Origin of the sequence: Alkalibacillus almallahensis (assembly GCF_011761495.1) — a bacterium.
Lineage (GTDB): Bacteria > Bacillota > Bacilli > Bacillales > Alkalibacillaceae > Alkalibacillus > Alkalibacillus almallahensis.
This window is the reverse complement of sequence record NZ_JAASRU010000001.1, coordinates 12,572-30,003: the sequence shown is the minus strand read 5'-3', so window position 1 is coordinate 30,003 and position 17,432 is coordinate 12,572. Positions and strand designations below refer to the sequence as shown.

Sequence of the window (17,432 nt, the reverse complement as noted above, 5' to 3'; positions counted from 1 at the left end):
CCTTAATATTTAATCCTTGGATCAATAAATGCATAGAGTAAATCAACAATGAGGTTGATCATAACGAATAAAAAGGCGATAACTAAAATACCAGATTGAATCACTGGATAATCGCGATGATTTATTGCCTCATAAACATAACGACCTAAACCAGGCCAAGCAAAAATTGTTTCTGTAAGAATAGCACCACCTAGTAAAACCCCTGTTTGTAAACCAATCACAGTTAGTACTGGAATAGTTGCATTTCGTAATGCATGCTTATAAATAACTAAAAATTGTCCTGAACCCTTAGCTCTTACAGTTCGAATGTAATCTGATTTCATTACTTCCAACATACTCGAACGCGTCATACGAGCAATAATCGCCATTGGAATAGTACCTAGTGCCACAGCAGGTAAAACTAAATGTGAAAGCACTTGAATTAGGCGATCAAAATCCCAATGCAAAATAGCGTCGATCACATAGAAATGCGTAATGGGTTCGATTTGACCGGTGCTAGGTTGTCTACCAGAGGAAGGCAACCACCCTAATTCCTGGGCAAAAACCCATTGTTCCATCAATGCTAACCAAAATATTGGCATTGATACACCGACCAAAGCAAAAATCATAGCAGCAAAATCTAACCACGAATTTTGCTTCCAAGCACTTATAATGCCGGCATTAATACCAATGATAATAGCAAATAACATAGCAAAGAAAGTTAACTCAAAAGTCGCAGCTATACGAGGTAAAATTTCATGACTAATATCACTCTTTGTTCTTAAAGATGAGCCTAAGTCACCTTGTAATAAATCAGCCAAATAAAAACCATATTGTGTGAAAAACGATTCGTTCAATCCCATAGATTGTTCTAATTGCTGAATCGCTTCTTGTGTCGCCGTTTCACCTAAGATAACCTGAGCTGGATTACCAGGGATCAAGTGAACGATTGAAAAAACGATTAATGTCATCCCTAATAATACTGGTATTAGCATTAACAAGCGACGGATCGTATAGGCAAACATGTTTTCCACCTCAGTTCTTTCATCATTGTCTATGTAGCCAGTTATAGTTGATAAATTGAAGAAAGGTAGTAGAGGTATGCTCTACTACCCTCCCTCCTCTTATTATTCTAATTCTACTTCTGCAAGTGATTCACTTGTTGATGGGTGTGGTACATAATTTTGAACACTACTTAATGAAGCTAGAACTGGTTCAGAGTGAACAAGCGGAATCATTGGTGAATCTTCATAAATAATTTCTTGTGTCTGTTTGTATAATTCAGCACGTTCCTCTTGATCTGTTGCAACTTTCGCCTGATCAAGTAATTCGTCTACTTCATCATTTTGATAGAAAGAACGGTTACTTGAACCAGCATTATCACCATGTAACAAACTACTTAAGAAATAATCAGGATCACCATTTGTACCTGACCAGCCAAGCATGAACATTTCTTGTTCACCTGCGGCTGTTTTCTCTAAGTACGGCGCCCATTCTTCACGCACAATATTAACAGAAACACCGATTTCAGATAGGTCTGATTGAATAATTGTTGCCACCGTTTCAGCATCTGGCATATACGGACGGGCTACGGGCATCGTCCATAAATCAATTTCAAAGCCATCTTCATAACCTGCTTCAGCTAATAATTCTTGCGCACGTTCTAAATCATATTCGTATAATTCTAATTCATCATTATAACCCAAATAATTAGGTGGAACTGGGTTTACAGCCGGCTGAGCATAACCAGCGTACATTGCTTCAGCAATTTCTTCGCGGTTAATCGCATGGTTAATTGCTTGACGTACCGTTGCATCGTTGATCGGTTCTTTTTCAGTCTGGAAGCCTAAGTAACCAAAATTATTTGCAGCACGAGTGTAAAGTGTTGTAGCATCATCTTCTTCTACACCTGCCGCATCATCTGGGTTTAAACCGTCCATAATGTGAACTTCACCAGAATTTAGTGCAATTAAACGAGACGAGTTATCTGGAATAACTTCAAACACAACACCGTCTAATTTAGGTTGACCATCCTTGCGATAATCTTCAAATGCTTCTAACTCAATTTGATTATCTCTTTCCCAACTTACAAATTTAAATGGTCCAGTTCCTACAGGGTTTTCGTTAATTGCTGCTCCATGTTCTTCTAGAGCTGCAGGAGAAGTAATCGCAAAGTAACTCATCGCCATGTTTTGTAAGAAGAAACCTAATGGGCGTTTAAGTTGGAATTCAATCTGATGATCATCAACGACATTAATGGAATCAATCACGTGACCTTCATCACCGTCAAAACCACCAAACATAGTGCCATACATTGAATATGCGTACCCTTCGTCTTCAAATGCGTACGTATCATCAGCACCTGACCAGCGATCAAAGTTCGTTTTAACCGCTTCTGCATTAAATTTAGTACCATCATGGAAAGTAACGCCCTCTTCAAGATGGAATGTATACGTTAAGCCATCATCACTTACTTCCCAGTCATGTGCTAAGCCTGGCTTAATTTCGAAAGATTCTTTTTCAAAATCTAACAAACTCTCATAAATTTGTTTAGTGACACGAGATGACTCACCATCCGTTGTACTAGCAAAGTCTAGACTTTCTGAATCACCGCCGCGTGCATAGACAAGAATATCTTCTCCATCTCCAGAAGAAGCCTCATCGCCACTTTCACTTTCACTACTTTCTTCGCCATCATTACCAGACTGTTCTTCTGATTGCCCATCATCAGACGAGCCAGAATCAGATGATGAATCTTCACCATCATCGCCACCACAAGCTGCTAACACTAAAAATAAGGTTAGTAGCATGGCTACCAAAAAGGAAAACTTGAGTTTCATACCTTTACCCCCTAAATAGATTTTTTATAGATAACATTTGTAGCACATTTATTCATATAAATGACATGCTACATAATGTTGATCACTATGATCTTGAAACGTCGGTGTAACCTCTTGACATATATCCATCGCCTGAGGACATCTTGTGTGGAATGGACATCCAGACGGTGGGTTTGAAGGACTAGGTACATCACCTTGTAAAATAATGCGTTCACCTGTCTCGTCAGGATCCGCTACTGGTACAGCTGACAATAATGCTTGTGTGTATGGGTGTTTCGGATTCTCGTATAATTCATCCTTATCTGCCAACTCAACCATGCGCCCCAAGTACATAACGCCTACTCGATCACTAATATGTTTCACAACACTTAAATCATGAGCGATAAACAAATAAGTTAAATTAAATTGATCTCGTAAATCTGACATCAAATTCAATATCTGTGATTGAACTGAAACATCAAGAGCCGAAACAGGTTCATCGCAAATAATTAGCTTAGGGTTATTTGCTAAAGCACGAGCAATTCCAATCCGTTGACGTTGGCCTCCACTAAACTGATGGGGATATCGTGATGCATGATAAGCACGTAGCCCAACAATCTCAAGCAACTCTTTCACACGCTCTTTTCGCTCTTTCGCGTTTGTCATGCCATGAACTAATAAGGGTTCAGCTACTATTTTTTCCACCGTATGACGAGGATTTAGTGAAGCATATGGATCTTGAAAAATAATCTGCATATCACGTCTAAGCTGCCGCATTTCCTCACTATTGACTTGCGTGATATCTTGATCGTTAAATTTCACTTCGCCTTCTGTTGGTTCAATTAACCTTAACAATGCTTTTCCTGTTGTTGATTTACCACAACCAGACTCACCAACAATACCTAGGATTTCACCTTCATTAACTGTAAATGACACATCATCAACAGCCTTGACAGCTCCAACCTTTTTGCCAAAAACGCCACCACGAATATCAAAATATTTTTTTAAATGATTAACTTCTAGAATCGGTTCCTGCATGTGTTGCCACCTCCTGTTCTTCAAAGTCGTCATACAAGAAACAACGAGCGTATCGATGATCTTCTGTTTCATATAGAGCTGGGTTCTCACTAAAACAACGACCAAATGCATATTCACAGCGCGGAGCAAATCGACAACCTACAGAATCCATGGTTACTTTTGGAACAGTACCAGGAATAGAATATAGTTTTTGTTCCTTTTCATGAAGATTAGGAAGCGAGCGTATTAAGCCTTTTGTATATGGATGTTTCGGATCTTTCAATATTTCACGAACTGTTCCTTCTTCTACCACCTGACCTGCATACATCACAACCACTCGATCACACATTTCAGCTACAACCCCTAAGTCATGTGTAATCAATAATATGCCAGTATCTTTTTGTTTATTTAAATCACGCATTAGATCAAGAATTTGGGCTTGGATCGTAACATCTAAGGCAGTAGTCGGTTCATCAGCTATCAAAAGTTCCGGATCACAAGCCATTGCCATCGCAATCATAACGCGCTGACGCATTCCGCCAGAAAGTTGATGAGGAAACTCATCAACCACTTCTGAAGCACGTGGAATACCTACTAAATCTAACATTTCTATAGCTTTTAAACGGGCTTCTTTTTTAGACATTTTATTGTGCATTCGAATTGCTTCAACTAACTGATTTCCTATCGAATACAAAGGGTCTAATGAAGTCATCGGTTCCTGAAAAATCATGGCAATCTCATTTCCACGTATTTGCCTCATTCTTTTTTCAGAGGCAAAAGCAAGATTTTCACCTTTAAAATTAATCTCACCGCTAACAATTCGTCCAGGCGGGCTTGGAACTAATTGCATAACAGAAAGTGATGTCACGCTTTTACCACAACCTGACTCACCAACTACACCCACAACTTCACCCTTATTTACATGAAAACTGACGCCATCAACAGCAGGTATTTCACCACTATCTGTAAAAAAATGTGTATGTAAATTATTTAATTCTAATATCGTATCCGACATGTTACCTCCCCCTTTGCCGAAAATTAGTGCTACTTTTGTGAATTTTCGAAATTCTGTATGTAGTTAAATATACTTAATATCGAGAAAATAATCAAGCCTATTTGCAATCTTTTTATAATTTTATGACAACCATCCTCAAAATATTGACTGATATTGAGCAATAATTGAACAAAAAAAGAGCTCAGAATTGATCTGAGCTCTTTTAGAATCTTTACCACCATGTAATAGTCGTAAGCGCAAGAATGGTTAAAACAGCAGCAAATATACCAGAATAGATCATTACTGCTGGCCACTGATGGCCTTCCTCATTCATATGCATAAAGTAATATAATTGGAAAAGAACTTGCACAGCGGCTAAGACTAAAATAATTGGAATAGTAAACATCGCACTCACTTCTGCAATAACTAAGCCAAAAGCAATTAGCGTGAAGGCAATCATCATCACAAACGTGACAACTTGATGTTTCATTTGCTCGCGATGCTTTTTCTTATAAAATTCATGCTTCTCTGAGTTTTCTACGGAATTGGTGTGATCTGCCATCGATTAGCCCACCTTTCCTAGCAAGTATACAACTGTGAAAATGAATACCCATACGACGTCAATGAAGTGCCAATAAAGACTACCAATATAGAACTTCGGAGCGTTGTATAAGTTCAAACCACGTTTTGCATTACGAATCATGAGCGCTACAAACCACGATAAACCAAATGCAACGTGTGCACCGTGGAAGCCTACCAGTGTATAGAAAGCACTAGAAAAGGCTGATGTCGTAAAGCCAAATTCATAACCATGCACGTAATGATAAAATTCATAAATCTCCATGCCCAAGAAGCCGAGTCCGAGGACAACTGTAATTCCTAACCATAATTGCATCTTCTTAAAGTCATTGTTTTTCATGTGATACATAGCGTAAACACTTGTCAGTGAACTTGTTAAAAGAAGCACCGTCATAATGAAAACAAGACCTAATCCAAAGATGTCTTCTGCTGCTGGACCACCAGCATTGGAATTACGTAAAGCTAAAAAGGTACCAAACAAACTTGCGAATAAAACAGTTTCTCCGCCTAGGAAGAACCAAAAGCCCATAAATTTGTTACGGCCTTCAAGGGTGGCTCTTTCAGGATTCTCAGGCAGATCACCTGATTTAAGAACGTCTTCAGCCATTCGAACCATCCCCCTCTTCTTCTAATTCTTCTTTATGAACATGATAACCAATATCATCTTTCAAGGAACGATATAACATTGAACCAAGTGTTGTCGCAAATCCGATACCAGCTAGAACCCACATACCGCCTTGATACATAATACCGAAACCGGCTATAAATAAGCCAAGTGAGATCATAAACGGTGTCAATGAACGGTTAGGCATATGAATGTCACCTAATGGTTCAGCAGGCTGGATTTTGCCGTTCCCTTGCATTTTTTCAATCCATAAAGGATCTAAACCACGTACAAGTGGTTCTTGTTTAAAGTTATAGAAAGGTGGAGGTGATGGAATGGACCATTCAAGCGTACGTGCATCCCAAGGGTCTCCAGAAACTTTTTCACCTTTCATTTGTGTCTTCACAACATTGTATAAGAATACAAGTGTACCGACTGCCATAAAGAAGGCACCTATAGTACTAATTAAATTAAACAAGTCTAGGTTTTGACCTTCAAGGTACGTCCAATAACGACGTGGCATTCCCATTAAACCAAGGAAGTGTTGTAAGAAGAATGTTAAATGGAAACCAATAAAGAATAACCAAAAGAACCAATGGTTTAGCTTCTCATTTAATAACGTACCAAACATCTTCGGCCACCAATAAATAAGACCTGCAAAAATACCAAGTACAACACCACCCACGATGACGTAGTGGAAGTGTGCTACAACGAAGTAAGAGTCGTGATATTGGAAGTCAGCCGCGGCTGATGCCAACATAACACCTGTCATACCACCAATGGTAAAGGTTGGTATAAAACCGAGAGCAAAGACCATCGGCGATGTCATCCTGATTTGGCCGCCCCATAAAGTAAATAACCAGTTAAAGATCTTAATACCTGTGGGAACAGCAATTGCCATTGTTGCAACCGCAAAGATTGAGTTAGCAATTGGGCCAAGTCCTACGGTAAACATATGGTGTGCCCATACCATGAAACCAAGGAATGCGATTAAGATCGTCGCAAATACCATGGATGAATAACCAAACAAACGTTTTTTAGCGAATGCTGGTATAACTTCACTAAACACACCGAATGCTGGGAGAATTAAGATGTAAACTTCTGGGTGTCCGAAGATCCAGAATAAGTGCTCCCAAATAATAGCATTACCACCCATATCTGGGTTGAAGAAATTTGCTCCAAATAACCGATCAAATGTTAAAAGGAATAAACCAACTGTTAAAGCTGGGAATGCAAATAGAATTAAAACACTTGCAATAAATGATGTCCACGTAAATAGCGGCATACGCATATATGTCATGCCTGGTGCACGCATATTAATCACGGTAACAAGGAAGTTGATACCTGCCATTAATGTACCAAAACCTGCAATCTGTAAACCAATTGAGTAATAATCTACACCATGGCCTTCTGAAAAGACTGATAGTGGTGCGTATGCTGTCCAACCAGCATCAGGTGCGCCACCTGTAAACCAAGATATGTTTAAAAATATCCCTCCGAAGAAGAATAACCAAAATCCTAGTGCGTTTACAAATGGAAATGCAACGTCCCGCGCACCGATTTGTAGTGGCAATACAGCATTCATGAGCGCAAATAAGAGCGGCATGGCTGCTAAGAAAATCATGGTTGTTCCGTGCATCGTTAACACTTCGTTATAAAATTGCGCTGAAAGGAATTCATTTTCAGGTACAATTAGCTGTATACGGATCAGCATCGCCTGAAGTCCACCTACTAGGAAGAAAAACATTCCGCCGATTAGGTAGAGAATAGCGATTTTTTTATGGTCAACCGTAGTAAGGTAATCCCATAAAACTGAACCAATACCAGCTTTTTGATTAGCTGTCGTGCTCACGCTTGTAACCTCCCTCTATTCATAAGTCTCTATACATTACTCATCTGAGTTACTATCTGAATTATCATTAGAGTTCTCGCTAGAACTACCTTCAGAATCACCCTCAGAATTATTTCCAGACGATTCGTTGTTTCCTGACTCTGAATCTGAACCTGATTCAGAATTATTATTTCCTTCAGAATCGCTATTTCCTTCACCTTCACCAGAGCCTTCACCTTCAGATTCTTCTGGGAATAATCCACTTAAATCAGAATCTTCATAAACACCATTATTAGCACTTTCAGGTGTTACGTCACTAGGGCTTAGTGTCATTAAGTATTCCATCACTTGATTAATTTCTTCATCGCTTAAGTCATATGGAGCATCCATCATGGAGTTACCAGGTTTCATTTCTTCACCTTTAGTAGCAATCCATTCACGAAGATTTTCTTCGTTCATGTCAAAGACTCCAGCTAACTTTTCACGATCAGCAAAATTTGTGAGGTTTGGTCCTGTTTTATTTGGAGAAGAACCTATTGCGTGACAAGACATACAATTATCTGCAAATACTTGTTGTCCTGCTTGTGCTGTTTCAGATTCTGGTTCTTCTTCACCAGAAACAGATTGCATATCTTCTACCCATTGTTCAAACTCTCCTGGGCTTACAGCTACAATCTTGAAGTCCATGAGTGAGTGAGACGGACCACATAACTCAGCACATTTACCCCAATATACCCCTTCTTCTTCTGCTTGGATATACATCTCATTTTTATTTCCTGTAGGGTTAACGTCCATCTTACCTTGGATTGTTGGAACCCAGAATGAGTGAATAACGTCATTAGAAATCATTGATAAGTTCACTCGACGATCAGTTGGGATGTATAACTCTTGACTTGTAGTGACTTCTAAATCTCGATATTCAAAATGCCACCAATATTGGCTCCCGGTTACATCTACCCAAATTTGATCAAGTTCTTCCCCTTCTTCAGTCGTTTCTGGACTAGTGTCTGCTAATGCAAACGTATACTGAATAGTTGGAACTGCCAAAATGAGGAGTAAAATAATTGGAATCACTGTCCATAATGTCTCAAGGGCGTGACTACCTTCAACCTGTTTCGGCACAATATCTTCTTGTCCTTTCTTTTGACGGAACTTGAAGATAACAAAGACATAAATAATCATGACGATAACAAAGACAAATAACATAATCACGATACTTAAGATCATTAGGTCTAGAAGCATCGAGGCTCCCTCACCACTCGGTTGTAACGCACTTAAAAATGACTCGCCACAACCTGAAAGGATTAGGGCCATGACTGTTAAAGCGAATACAGCTTTAAACCGACTCATCCAGCCTTTCATTTTGTTTGATACCTCTCTTTCTCTTAATTCATTGTTGTTTTATGCCCAAAGCATATTTATTCATTAATTAAGAAAATAAAAATTTCTTAATTGAATCACAAGAATGATGGAATTGTTGCAACAACTAATCCCACGAAAAACAATGTTAAATAATTAAGGGAATATATGAACATCCATTTTGCCCATTTCTGATCATCTTTCATCAGAAAACCATATAACCCTAAGATGAACCATCCTATGTTTAATAATGTAGCAAACACAATAAAGACCATACCTAATTGGAAAAAGTATAATGGTAATGGTAATAAACAAGCTGTATAGATTACCATTTGTCTTTTAGTGATTTCATTACCATAAACAGATGGAAGCATTGGCACTCCAGCATTCGCATAGTCATCCTTTTTACGTATAGCTAGCGCTAGAAAATGTGGTGTTTGCCATATAAACATAATTAAAAATAATACAAATGCCGCCGGATGTAAAGTGCTATCAACAGCAGCCCAACCAATTAATGGCGGTGCTGCACCTGAAAAACTTCCGACAACGGTATTAATAGTATACTTTCGCTTAGACCACATTGTATACAAGACAACATAGACAAACCAGCCCATAAAACCGAACAAGGCTGCCTGTATTGTTGTTGCATATAAAGTTAATAAACCAATAACAGAAAAAGCAATACCTAACCCTAAGATAACAGGTAGAGGAATTGTACCAGTAATCGTAGGACGTGATTTAGTACGTCCCATATCAATATCAATATCGCGGTCATAATAATTATTAATGACACAACCACCAGCGATAACCAAGGCTGTTCCGAGCATGACTAAGAGGAATGTTCCCCAATGCTCAAGCGGATTTTGGTTCGTGAAATGTAATGCCAACCAAAAACCTGCAAAAGTTGTAATTAAATTGGAGTTAATAATGCCAATTTTAATTAGCGCCAAAAAGTCTGCCCATAGTGATTTTACGCTAGATTGGGATTGATCAACGATATTGGTCGTCGCTTTTTCTGCTGAGCGCACTTCACTCATAGCATTCGACCTACCTCTCAACCTTTCTACATTGAAAAGGATAAAATATGACAATGTATTACAAAACTATTGTATCATGTTACATCTGCCACTTCTATTTAATCATATAAAAAATCTTAAGTTGTGAAGAATCTGTGAAAAATCTGTGAGAAATCTCCACAATTTAAACTTAGCATATTTAATAAAGTTTTAAAACGACTAAGCCTTGTTTTCATGGCATTATTCAATAGATTGTTATAATTTTGTAACGTTTTATATTTTCGCTTGGGCCATATTTATATTAAGATGTACTATGAAATGGATAGTCATGAAAAGAGGTGTCAACAAGACATTGAAATATATCTTACATCCTAAGGTCGTTGCTGTTGTATCTGTCATAACGATGTTTTTCGTTTTAGTTGGCGGCGCCCTTGTAACAAAAACAGAATCAGGTTTAGGTTGTGGCAGAAGTTGGCCACTCTGCCATGGCACACTTATACCGGCTGACATAAACATTGAAATGATCATTGAATATAGTCATCGGATGGTTTCTGGAGTCGCTATAATAATCATTTTACTATTGTCTTACCAGGCTCGGAAATACTATTCACAAATCAAAGAAACTAAATTTCTGATATTTATTACGATTCTTTTTATCGTTATTCAGTCCTTATTAGGTGCAGCTGCTGTTCTGATTGAACAAACACCACTTATTAAAGCATTACACTTTGGGATCTCTCTAGTTTCGTTCGCTTCAGTATTTTTACTGGCTGCCATTATTTTTAACGTCGATGAGAAACTTCATACGACAATGGTCAAGATTCCAAAAACAATTCGTGTCCACCTATATAGTTTATTCGTATATACGTTAATTGTAGTTTATACAGGGGCCCTTGTCCGCCACAAGCAATCAAGTCTCGTATGTGGTGGCTGGCCATTCTGTTCAAATGATAATCCATTTGCCCTTAGTAGTTTCTCAGTTGAACAAGCTGTTCATATGGGCCATCGTTTATTAGCAGGTTTATTATTTGTTTGGGTGATTGGTTTACTTATTTACATTCTCCGTCACTATCGTCAAAATAACTTTTTATTATATGGTTGGACGATTGCATCATTATTAATTGTATTCCAAGTCGTTTTAGGAGCATTAATTATCATAACGATGCTAAATGCGACCATTGCGTTACTCCATGCTGTGATTATTTCACTATTCTTTGCGTTATTATGTTACATGATTATGATTGCAAGACGTTCCATTTAATTAAAAAGGCTGAGACAAAACCCCATAAAGCAAAGTAAAACCCGAACGATTTAATTGAAAATTAAATCGTTCGGGTTTATTACTTGATTCACGCTCCATCAAAACACTTCGCTTGCCGCGGGCACGGCTCGAGTCTCCTCAGCCCAAAAGCGGGGCTTGCGGGGTCTCGAGACGCGTGCTATTCCCGCAGGCGTCTACGTGTTTTGATTCCGCTTTATTACTGCTCACCTATAACTATTTCAAACATTCGTTATTTGTATAACTAATTATTCTTTTGTCTCAGCCTCTTATTATGAATCCATTTCAACAAGTAAATCCCCAGATTCTAACGACTCTCCATCTTTTACAAGAATTCGTTTCACTTTACCATCAAACGGTGCTTGTATGGTTGTTTCCATTTTCATGGATTCTGTAATCATCAGGTGATCATTTTTCTTCACTTGCTCACCTTCTTTTACTAATACACTAACCACTGTACCAGGCATAGACGCACCAATATGGTTTGCATTGCCTTCATCAACTTTAACACGTGCCTGCGTGACATCTTGAACACTTTCATCACGCACAATGACTTCTCGTGGCTGACCATTTAATTCAAAGTAAACCACACGCGTTCCATCTTTTTGAGCTTCTCCGACTGATACAAGCTTAACCATTAATGTTTTTCCTTGCTCAATTTCAACAGCTATTTCTTCACCAAGTCGTAAGCCATATAAGAATGAAGGTGTGTCTAGGACTGACACATCACCGTATTGATCAACAAACTTTTGGTAATCCAAAAATACTTTTGGATACAAAGCATAGGATACAATTTCAAATGGCGTCACTTGTCGATCTAGTTTCTCGTAAAGTTGCTCTTTTAATGCTTCAAAATTAACAGGTTTGAGTGTTTTACCAGGACGTGTTTCAATAGCTTCTCGACCTTTTAACACAATACGCTGTAATTCTTTTGGAAAGCCTTTATAAGGTTGGCCGATATAACCTTGGAAGAATTCAACGACAGAATCAGGGAAATCAAGCGATTCACCCTTTTCATAAACATCATCAACGGTCAATTCGTTTTGCACCATAAACAATGCCATATCACCAACAATTTTTGATGATGGTGTAACTTTAACGATATCGCCAAACATATCGTTTACATTGCGATACATCTCTTTCACTTCATCCCAGCGATCACCTAAGCCAACAGCTTTCGCTTGTTGTTGTAAGTTTGAGTATTGACCGCCTGGCATCTCATGAAAATAAACTTCTGGGTGAGGTGATTTCAACCCGTTTTCAAATTGATTATAATACTGTCGAATATCTTCCCAGTATCTTGATAAATAATTGTAAGACGCAATATCAACATTTGGTTGCTTACTAGAACCTTCTAAAGCGTAATACAGACTATTCGCACTAGGTTGAGATGTACTACCAGCCATAGCACTTGTTGCCACATCAACTGCATCGACACCAGCCTCTACAGCGCGAGAATACATCATAATACCATTACCACTCGTATCATGTGTGTGTAGGTGAATTGGAATTGATACTGCTTCTTTTAGTGCGCTAATCAATTGATAAGCTGCTTCAGGTTTCAATAACCCGGCCATATCTTTAATTCCTAGAATATGAGCTCCTGCTTCTTCTAATGTTTTCGCCAGATTAACGTAATAGTCTAGATCATACTTATCGCGTTTAGGATCTAAAATATCACCCGTATAGCAAATAGCCGCTTCAGCTACTTTGTTTTGCTTACGAACAGCTTCAATGGCTGGGATCATACCTTCAACCCAATTCAAGCTATCGAAGATTCTAAAGATATCGATTCCTGCTTCAGCACTTTGTTCAACAAAATCATCAATAACATTATCTGGATAGTTTTTATATCCGACTGCATTACTCGCTCTGAGTAACATCTGGAAGAGTACGTTTGGCATTTTCTCACGTAAAGTTTGCAGTCGTTCCCATGGATCTTCTTTCAAGAAACGGTATGACACATCAAATGTTGCTCCGCCCCACATTTCGACTGAGAATAAATTAGGTAATAATTTTGCTGTTGGTTCAGCTACTTGATATAAATCTTTAGAACGAACACGTGTTGCTAATAACGACTGATGAGCATCTCGAAATGTCGTGTCAGTTAACTGCACTTCATTTTGTTCACTCAACCAATCAGCAACTGCTTTAGGACCATGTTCCTCTAAGATTTGTTTCGTTCCATTTGGGTATGGCGAATGTTTATCCACATCAGGTAATCGCGGATTTGAGAACAGTGGTTTTTTATCAACTCCCGTTGCTGCAGGAGCGTTTACCGTTGTATAGCCTAAATAAGACAATAATTTCGTTCCGCGGTCAAATCTTTTCGAGAACACAAATAATTCAGGTGTAGTATCAATAAACGTCGTGTCATAAGTCCCATTCAAGAACTTATTATGCTGAATGACATTCTCTAAAAATGGAATATTCGTTTTAATGCCTCGAATACGGAATTCTTTTAAATTACGAACCATCTTATGGGCAGCTTGTTCAAATGTAAGCGCCCATGTCGAAACTTTAACGAGTAAGGAATCATAATGAGGCGAAATAACAGCACCTTGAAAGCCATTACCAGCATCTAAGCGTACACCGAAACCTCCACCTGTACGATAGGCCATAATTTTTCCTGTATCCGGCATGAACTGATTAAGTGGATCTTCTGTTGTAACACGTGATTGAATGGCATAACCGTGTGTAATGACATCCTCTTGTCTAGGAATACCAACATCATGACTGTGTAATGTATAACCCATTGCGATACGGATTTGTGACTGAACAATATCGATCCCTGTAATCATTTCAGTAATCGTATGTTCTACTTGGACCCGCGGGTTGACTTCAATAAAGAAAAATTCATCTTCAGTTACTAGGAATTCAACTGTCCCAGCGTTAACATAATCAACTGAATTCATTAATTTCACAGCTGCATCACAAATATCTTCACGTTGTTTTTCATCTAATGAAATACTTGGAGCAATTTCAACCACTTTTTGGTGACGACGCTGAATTGAACAGTCTCGTTCATATAAGTGGACAATATCCCCTTGGTGGTCACCTAAAATTTGTACTTCAATGTGTTTCGGTTGTTCGACTAGTTTTTCAACGTAAACCTCATCACTACCAAAAGCAGCTCTTGCTTCTGATTTTGCACGTTCATATGAATCGCGAAGAGACTGACGTGTGCGAACAATGCGCATACCACGTCCACCGCCACCTAACGCAGCTTTAATCATAATCGGTAAACCATGTTCTTCAACAAACGTTTCTACTTCTTCAACAGATGATACAGGCCCATCCGTTCCTGGTATAACGGGTATATCAGCATTCACAGCCGCTTCTCGCGCTCTTACTTTATCACCAAACGTATGTAATAAATCGCTTGATGGTCCAATGAAAGTTATTCCTTCTTCTTCACATCGTTTAGCAAATTCAATATTCTCAGATAGAAAACCATAACCTGGGTGAATCGCGTCAACATCGACTTCTTTCGCTAATTCAATGATCCCCTCGATATCTAAATAAGCATCAATTGGTTTTTTACCTTGACCAATTAAGTACGATTCATCAGCTTTATAACGATGATACGATCCTGTATCTTCTTCTGAATAAATCGCTACTGTTCTAATATTCATTTCTGTACACGCACGAAACACACGAATCGCAATCTCTCCTCGATTCGCGACCAAAACTTTATTAAATGATTTAAGGTCTGCCATAGTTTTACCTCCAATGAATGATTATTCTAAGCATCGATTAATACTTGATTACCATTAGGATATTTACTTAAATATCTGAATATTTTTTAGATTACATGAAAAAATTATTTTTGTCTAATGATGTAATGCTTCGAAATAAGGCTAATACCAAAGAATATTGCATCTCATTGATCAAAAAGACTAATTTTAACAGTTGTTGGTGGATTTTATTAATAAAGCACTATAATACCAATGAAATCGAGAAAATAAAAAAAAACTCAAACTAATAACTTATATTAAGCCATTAGTTTGAGTTTCTATTAAGTCGACTTTTGTGCCTGAGCCGCATCGTGTAAGGCACTTAACTCTCGCTCTAAATTCTCCATGATTTCTTTACCTGTATCTTCGTGTATTAAATTTAAACGAACAGCGAAATTAATCTCGCGAGACAATCCAAACATTTGTGTATCTAAAACCTCTTCGTAAAGAGGACATTGCGGCATAGTTAAGTTATCCATTTGCACTTTAATTAATTGCAATATTTTATCCGCATCTGCCTTTAAGAGGGCGAGTGCTTGTTCATTTTCTTCAAGCGCTACATGAGATGACACGAAAATTCCCCCTTACCTATTAATCCTATCTACTTAATTATACTACCGTTTCACAGCTGAAAATGCAAGAAATCTAGTTATAAAGAAGAATTTTAATAAATCGACCATTTCTTTTCTTGTGCAAGTTTTTCTAATAATTCGATGCCCACTACACTGTTACCCTTCTCATCTAATGAAGGCCCAAATACAGCCAGACCTCCTTCATTTTTGATTACACCAAGTATTGCTCCGGAAACTCCACTTTTAGCAGGGATCCCCACATTGATCGCAAATGTTCCAGAGTAATCATACATTCCACATGTGACCATAAAAGTCTTACAAATTCTTGCGACAGTTGCTGGTATAAGAGGAACATTCGTATCAGGATCTCGCCCATCATTCGCAAAAACAGCACCGATCCTCGCCAATTGCTTTACATTCAATTCAATCGCACATTGTTTCGTGTAGACATCTAATAATTCTTCAACACTTCCTGTAATGATTCCATTTTGTTTCATGAAATAAGCTAATGAGCGATTCAAAAAAGCTGTCTGAAATTCAGATTCAGCAACGTCGCGATCATAAGAAATTGAATCATCTTGACATAAACGTCGAATAAAGTCTAAGATTTCTTCCACCATCTCTTCAGAATGACGACCACGAATCATATTGGTTACGGCAAGCGCTCCAGCATTAATCATTGGATTGAGTGGTTTTCCCGGCGATTCAAGTTCTAACTTACGTATCGAATAAAAAGGATCACTTGAGGGCTCTTTACCTACACGATTAAATACCGCTTCTTCTCCATGTTGAATTAACGCCAACGCTAATATGAAAACTTTGGATACACTTTGTATGGTAAATGTATAATTTGATTGTCCAGTACTTGGACTTTCACCATCAACACTATAAAAAGCCGCCGCACTAATTTCAGGACTTTGATTAGCTAAGGCAGGAATATAATCGGCGACTGTTCCATTATTAGCATAAATTCGCACATGTTCTAACCAGTAATCAAGTTCTTTCTTTGAAACAAAACTCATTATCATCTCTCCTTAATGCATGATTAGCTATTTTTAGATATAATCAACTTATCGGTCTATAAAAAATGACCCAAAATTGATTGTTCTTATAGAAAGAGGTGCACGTCATGATCGTACAAATTAAAGGAAACGTTGGCTTTCCAATCACTCTCGATCCCACTGTATGGATTTTTGATGACCGGAAAGTGTTATTAGACGAAGTGTTTAATCAAACACCACAAGATGAACAACAAGAGGATAAAGCGGATGATGCTTTAACAGTTCAACAGTATCAACAAAAAATTAATCCTCCAATTAACGATAGTGTCGATCGATACAATCGAAAGAAGGCATTAGAAAACAGTTATGTGATGCCACTTCAACATTTCATCCATAATGCAGAGCCTAGCGCTGATGCTACAGAAGCCATTTTACATACCGATAATGGTGAGAAACGTATTTCGATTTCAGATTTAATTAATTGTTATCTATTGTTCTCAGTTGATGGAAAACCATTAAAAGAATCTGGTCCTGTTCATGTGATTTTACCTGATGGTTCTAATCAAGCTAATCCTTATCAAGGTGTAGGCGAAATTACCGTCGTTTAAAATTGGATAATCTTGTTACGATTAAAAGCTCCTTTTA

The 17,432-nt window shown here is 38.1% G+C and carries 14 protein-coding genes; 2 read left to right on the top strand and 12 right to left on the bottom strand.

What is annotated here, in order from left to right; genetic code table 11:
• Positions 1–2: 2 nt before the first annotated feature.
• The 9 genes from FHR85_RS00150 to cyoE all read right to left on the bottom strand — a co-directional run bounded on the left by FHR85_RS00150 (position 3) and on the right by cyoE (position 10,219).
• Entirely contained in the window at positions 3–1,004 is a 1,002-nt protein-coding gene (locus tag FHR85_RS00150; RefSeq protein WP_167259818.1) for an ABC transporter permease, read from the bottom strand.
• Positions 1,005–1,106: 102 nt separating this feature from the next.
• Positions 1,107–2,819 (bottom strand): ABC transporter substrate-binding protein, encoded by a 1,713-nt coding sequence (locus FHR85_RS00145; RefSeq protein ID WP_167259816.1) that lies wholly within the window; start codon positions 2,817–2,819, stop codon positions 1,107–1,109.
• 48 nt (positions 2,820–2,867) lie between these two features.
• Positions 2,868–3,836 carry an ABC transporter ATP-binding protein gene (locus FHR85_RS00140; protein ID WP_167259814.1) on the bottom strand — a complete coding sequence of 323 codons (969 nt, stop codon included), beginning with the start codon at positions 3,834–3,836 and terminating at the stop codon, positions 2,868–2,870.
• On the bottom strand, positions 3,811–4,830 hold the full coding sequence (locus FHR85_RS00135) for an ABC transporter ATP-binding protein (RefSeq protein ID WP_167259812.1): 1,020 nt from the start codon (positions 4,828–4,830) through the stop codon (positions 3,811–3,813). Before FHR85_RS00135 ends, FHR85_RS00140 begins: the two co-directional genes overlap by 26 nt.
• 211 nt (positions 4,831–5,041) lie before the next feature.
• Positions 5,042–5,371, bottom strand: coding sequence for a cytochrome c oxidase subunit IVB (gene ctaF / locus FHR85_RS00130; RefSeq protein WP_167259810.1), 330 nt, complete (start codon positions 5,369–5,371; stop codon positions 5,042–5,044).
• A gap of 3 nt (positions 5,372–5,374) precedes the next feature.
• Positions 5,375–5,995 (bottom strand): cytochrome (ubi)quinol oxidase subunit III, encoded by a 621-nt coding sequence (locus FHR85_RS00125; RefSeq protein ID WP_167259808.1) that lies wholly within the window; start codon positions 5,993–5,995, stop codon positions 5,375–5,377.
• Complete coding sequence (gene ctaD / locus FHR85_RS00120; protein ID WP_167259806.1) at positions 5,988–7,844, bottom strand: cytochrome c oxidase subunit I; 1,857 nt, start codon at positions 7,842–7,844, stop codon at positions 5,988–5,990. The genes FHR85_RS00125 and ctaD overlap by 8 nt, the downstream gene beginning before the upstream one ends.
• Positions 7,845–7,880: 36 nt before the next feature.
• Positions 7,881–9,185 carry a cytochrome c oxidase subunit II gene (gene coxB, locus FHR85_RS00115; RefSeq protein ID WP_341770906.1) on the bottom strand — a complete coding sequence of 435 codons (1,305 nt, stop codon included), beginning with the start codon at positions 9,183–9,185 and terminating at the stop codon, positions 7,881–7,883.
• A 95-nt stretch (positions 9,186–9,280) separates the two neighbouring features.
• Positions 9,281–10,219 carry a heme o synthase gene (cyoE, locus tag FHR85_RS00110; RefSeq protein WP_167259804.1) on the bottom strand — a complete coding sequence of 313 codons (939 nt, stop codon included), beginning with the start codon at positions 10,217–10,219 and terminating at the stop codon, positions 9,281–9,283.
• 331 nt (positions 10,220–10,550) lie between these two features.
• On the opposite strand from cyoE, the gene FHR85_RS00105 reads away from it, so the two are divergent.
• Complete coding sequence (locus FHR85_RS00105; protein ID WP_243864114.1) at positions 10,551–11,459, top strand: COX15/CtaA family protein; 909 nt, start codon at positions 10,551–10,553, stop codon at positions 11,457–11,459.
• Between the two features lie 290 nt (positions 11,460–11,749).
• On the opposite strand, the gene pyc is transcribed toward FHR85_RS00105, so the two are convergent.
• From pyc to glsA, 3 genes are all read right to left on the bottom strand, one after another.
• The gene (pyc, locus tag FHR85_RS00100; protein ID WP_167259800.1) at positions 11,750–15,196 is read right to left on the bottom strand and encodes a pyruvate carboxylase; all 3,447 of its coding nucleotides are present in this window, start codon (positions 15,194–15,196) and stop codon (positions 11,750–11,752) included.
• A 299-nt stretch (positions 15,197–15,495) separates the two neighbouring features.
• Entirely contained in the window at positions 15,496–15,786 is a 291-nt protein-coding gene (locus FHR85_RS00095; protein ID WP_167259798.1) for an Fpa/YlaN family protein, read from the bottom strand.
• Positions 15,787–15,878: 92 nt separating this feature from the next.
• Complete coding sequence (glsA, locus tag FHR85_RS00090) at positions 15,879–16,808, bottom strand: glutaminase A (RefSeq protein ID WP_167259796.1); 930 nt, start codon at positions 16,806–16,808, stop codon at positions 15,879–15,881.
• 107 nt (positions 16,809–16,915) lie between these two features.
• Here glsA and FHR85_RS00085 point away from each other — a divergent pair, with 107 nt between their 5' ends.
• A complete protein-coding gene (locus FHR85_RS00085) occupies positions 16,916–17,395 on the top strand; it encodes a hypothetical protein (RefSeq protein WP_167259792.1) in 480 nt (159 codons plus the stop codon).
• The last annotated feature ends 37 nt before the right edge of the window (positions 17,396–17,432 follow it).

Coding starts and splice junctions, on each gene's coding strand:
- FHR85_RS00150 (WP_167259818.1), bottom strand. CDS start 1,004: ATGTTTGCCTATACGATCCGTCGCTTGTTAATGCTAATACCAGTATTA.
- FHR85_RS00145 (WP_167259816.1), bottom strand. CDS start 2,819: ATGAAACTCAAGTTTTCCTTTTTGGTAGCCATGCTACTAACCTTATTT.
- FHR85_RS00140 (WP_167259814.1), bottom strand. CDS start 3,836: ATGCAGGAACCGATTCTAGAAGTTAATCATTTAAAAAAATATTTTGAT.
- FHR85_RS00135 (WP_167259812.1), bottom strand. CDS start 4,830: ATGTCGGATACGATATTAGAATTAAATAATTTACATACACATTTTTTT.
- ctaF (WP_167259810.1), bottom strand. CDS start 5,371: ATGGCAGATCACACCAATTCCGTAGAAAACTCAGAGAAGCATGAATTT.
- FHR85_RS00125 (WP_167259808.1), bottom strand. CDS start 5,995: ATGGCTGAAGACGTTCTTAAATCAGGTGATCTGCCTGAGAATCCTGAA.
- coxB (WP_341770906.1), bottom strand. CDS start 9,185: ATGAAAGGCTGGATGAGTCGGTTTAAAGCTGTATTCGCTTTAACAGTC.
- cyoE (WP_167259804.1), bottom strand. CDS start 10,219: ATGAGTGAAGTGCGCTCAGCAGAAAAAGCGACGACCAATATCGTTGAT.
- pyc (WP_167259800.1), bottom strand. CDS start 15,196: ATGGCAGACCTTAAATCATTTAATAAAGTTTTGGTCGCGAATCGAGGA.
- glsA (WP_167259796.1), bottom strand. CDS start 16,808: ATGAGTTTTGTTTCAAAGAAAGAACTTGATTACTGGTTAGAACATGTG.
- FHR85_RS00085 (WP_167259792.1), top strand. CDS start 16,916: ATGATCGTACAAATTAAAGGAAACGTTGGCTTTCCAATCACTCTCGAT.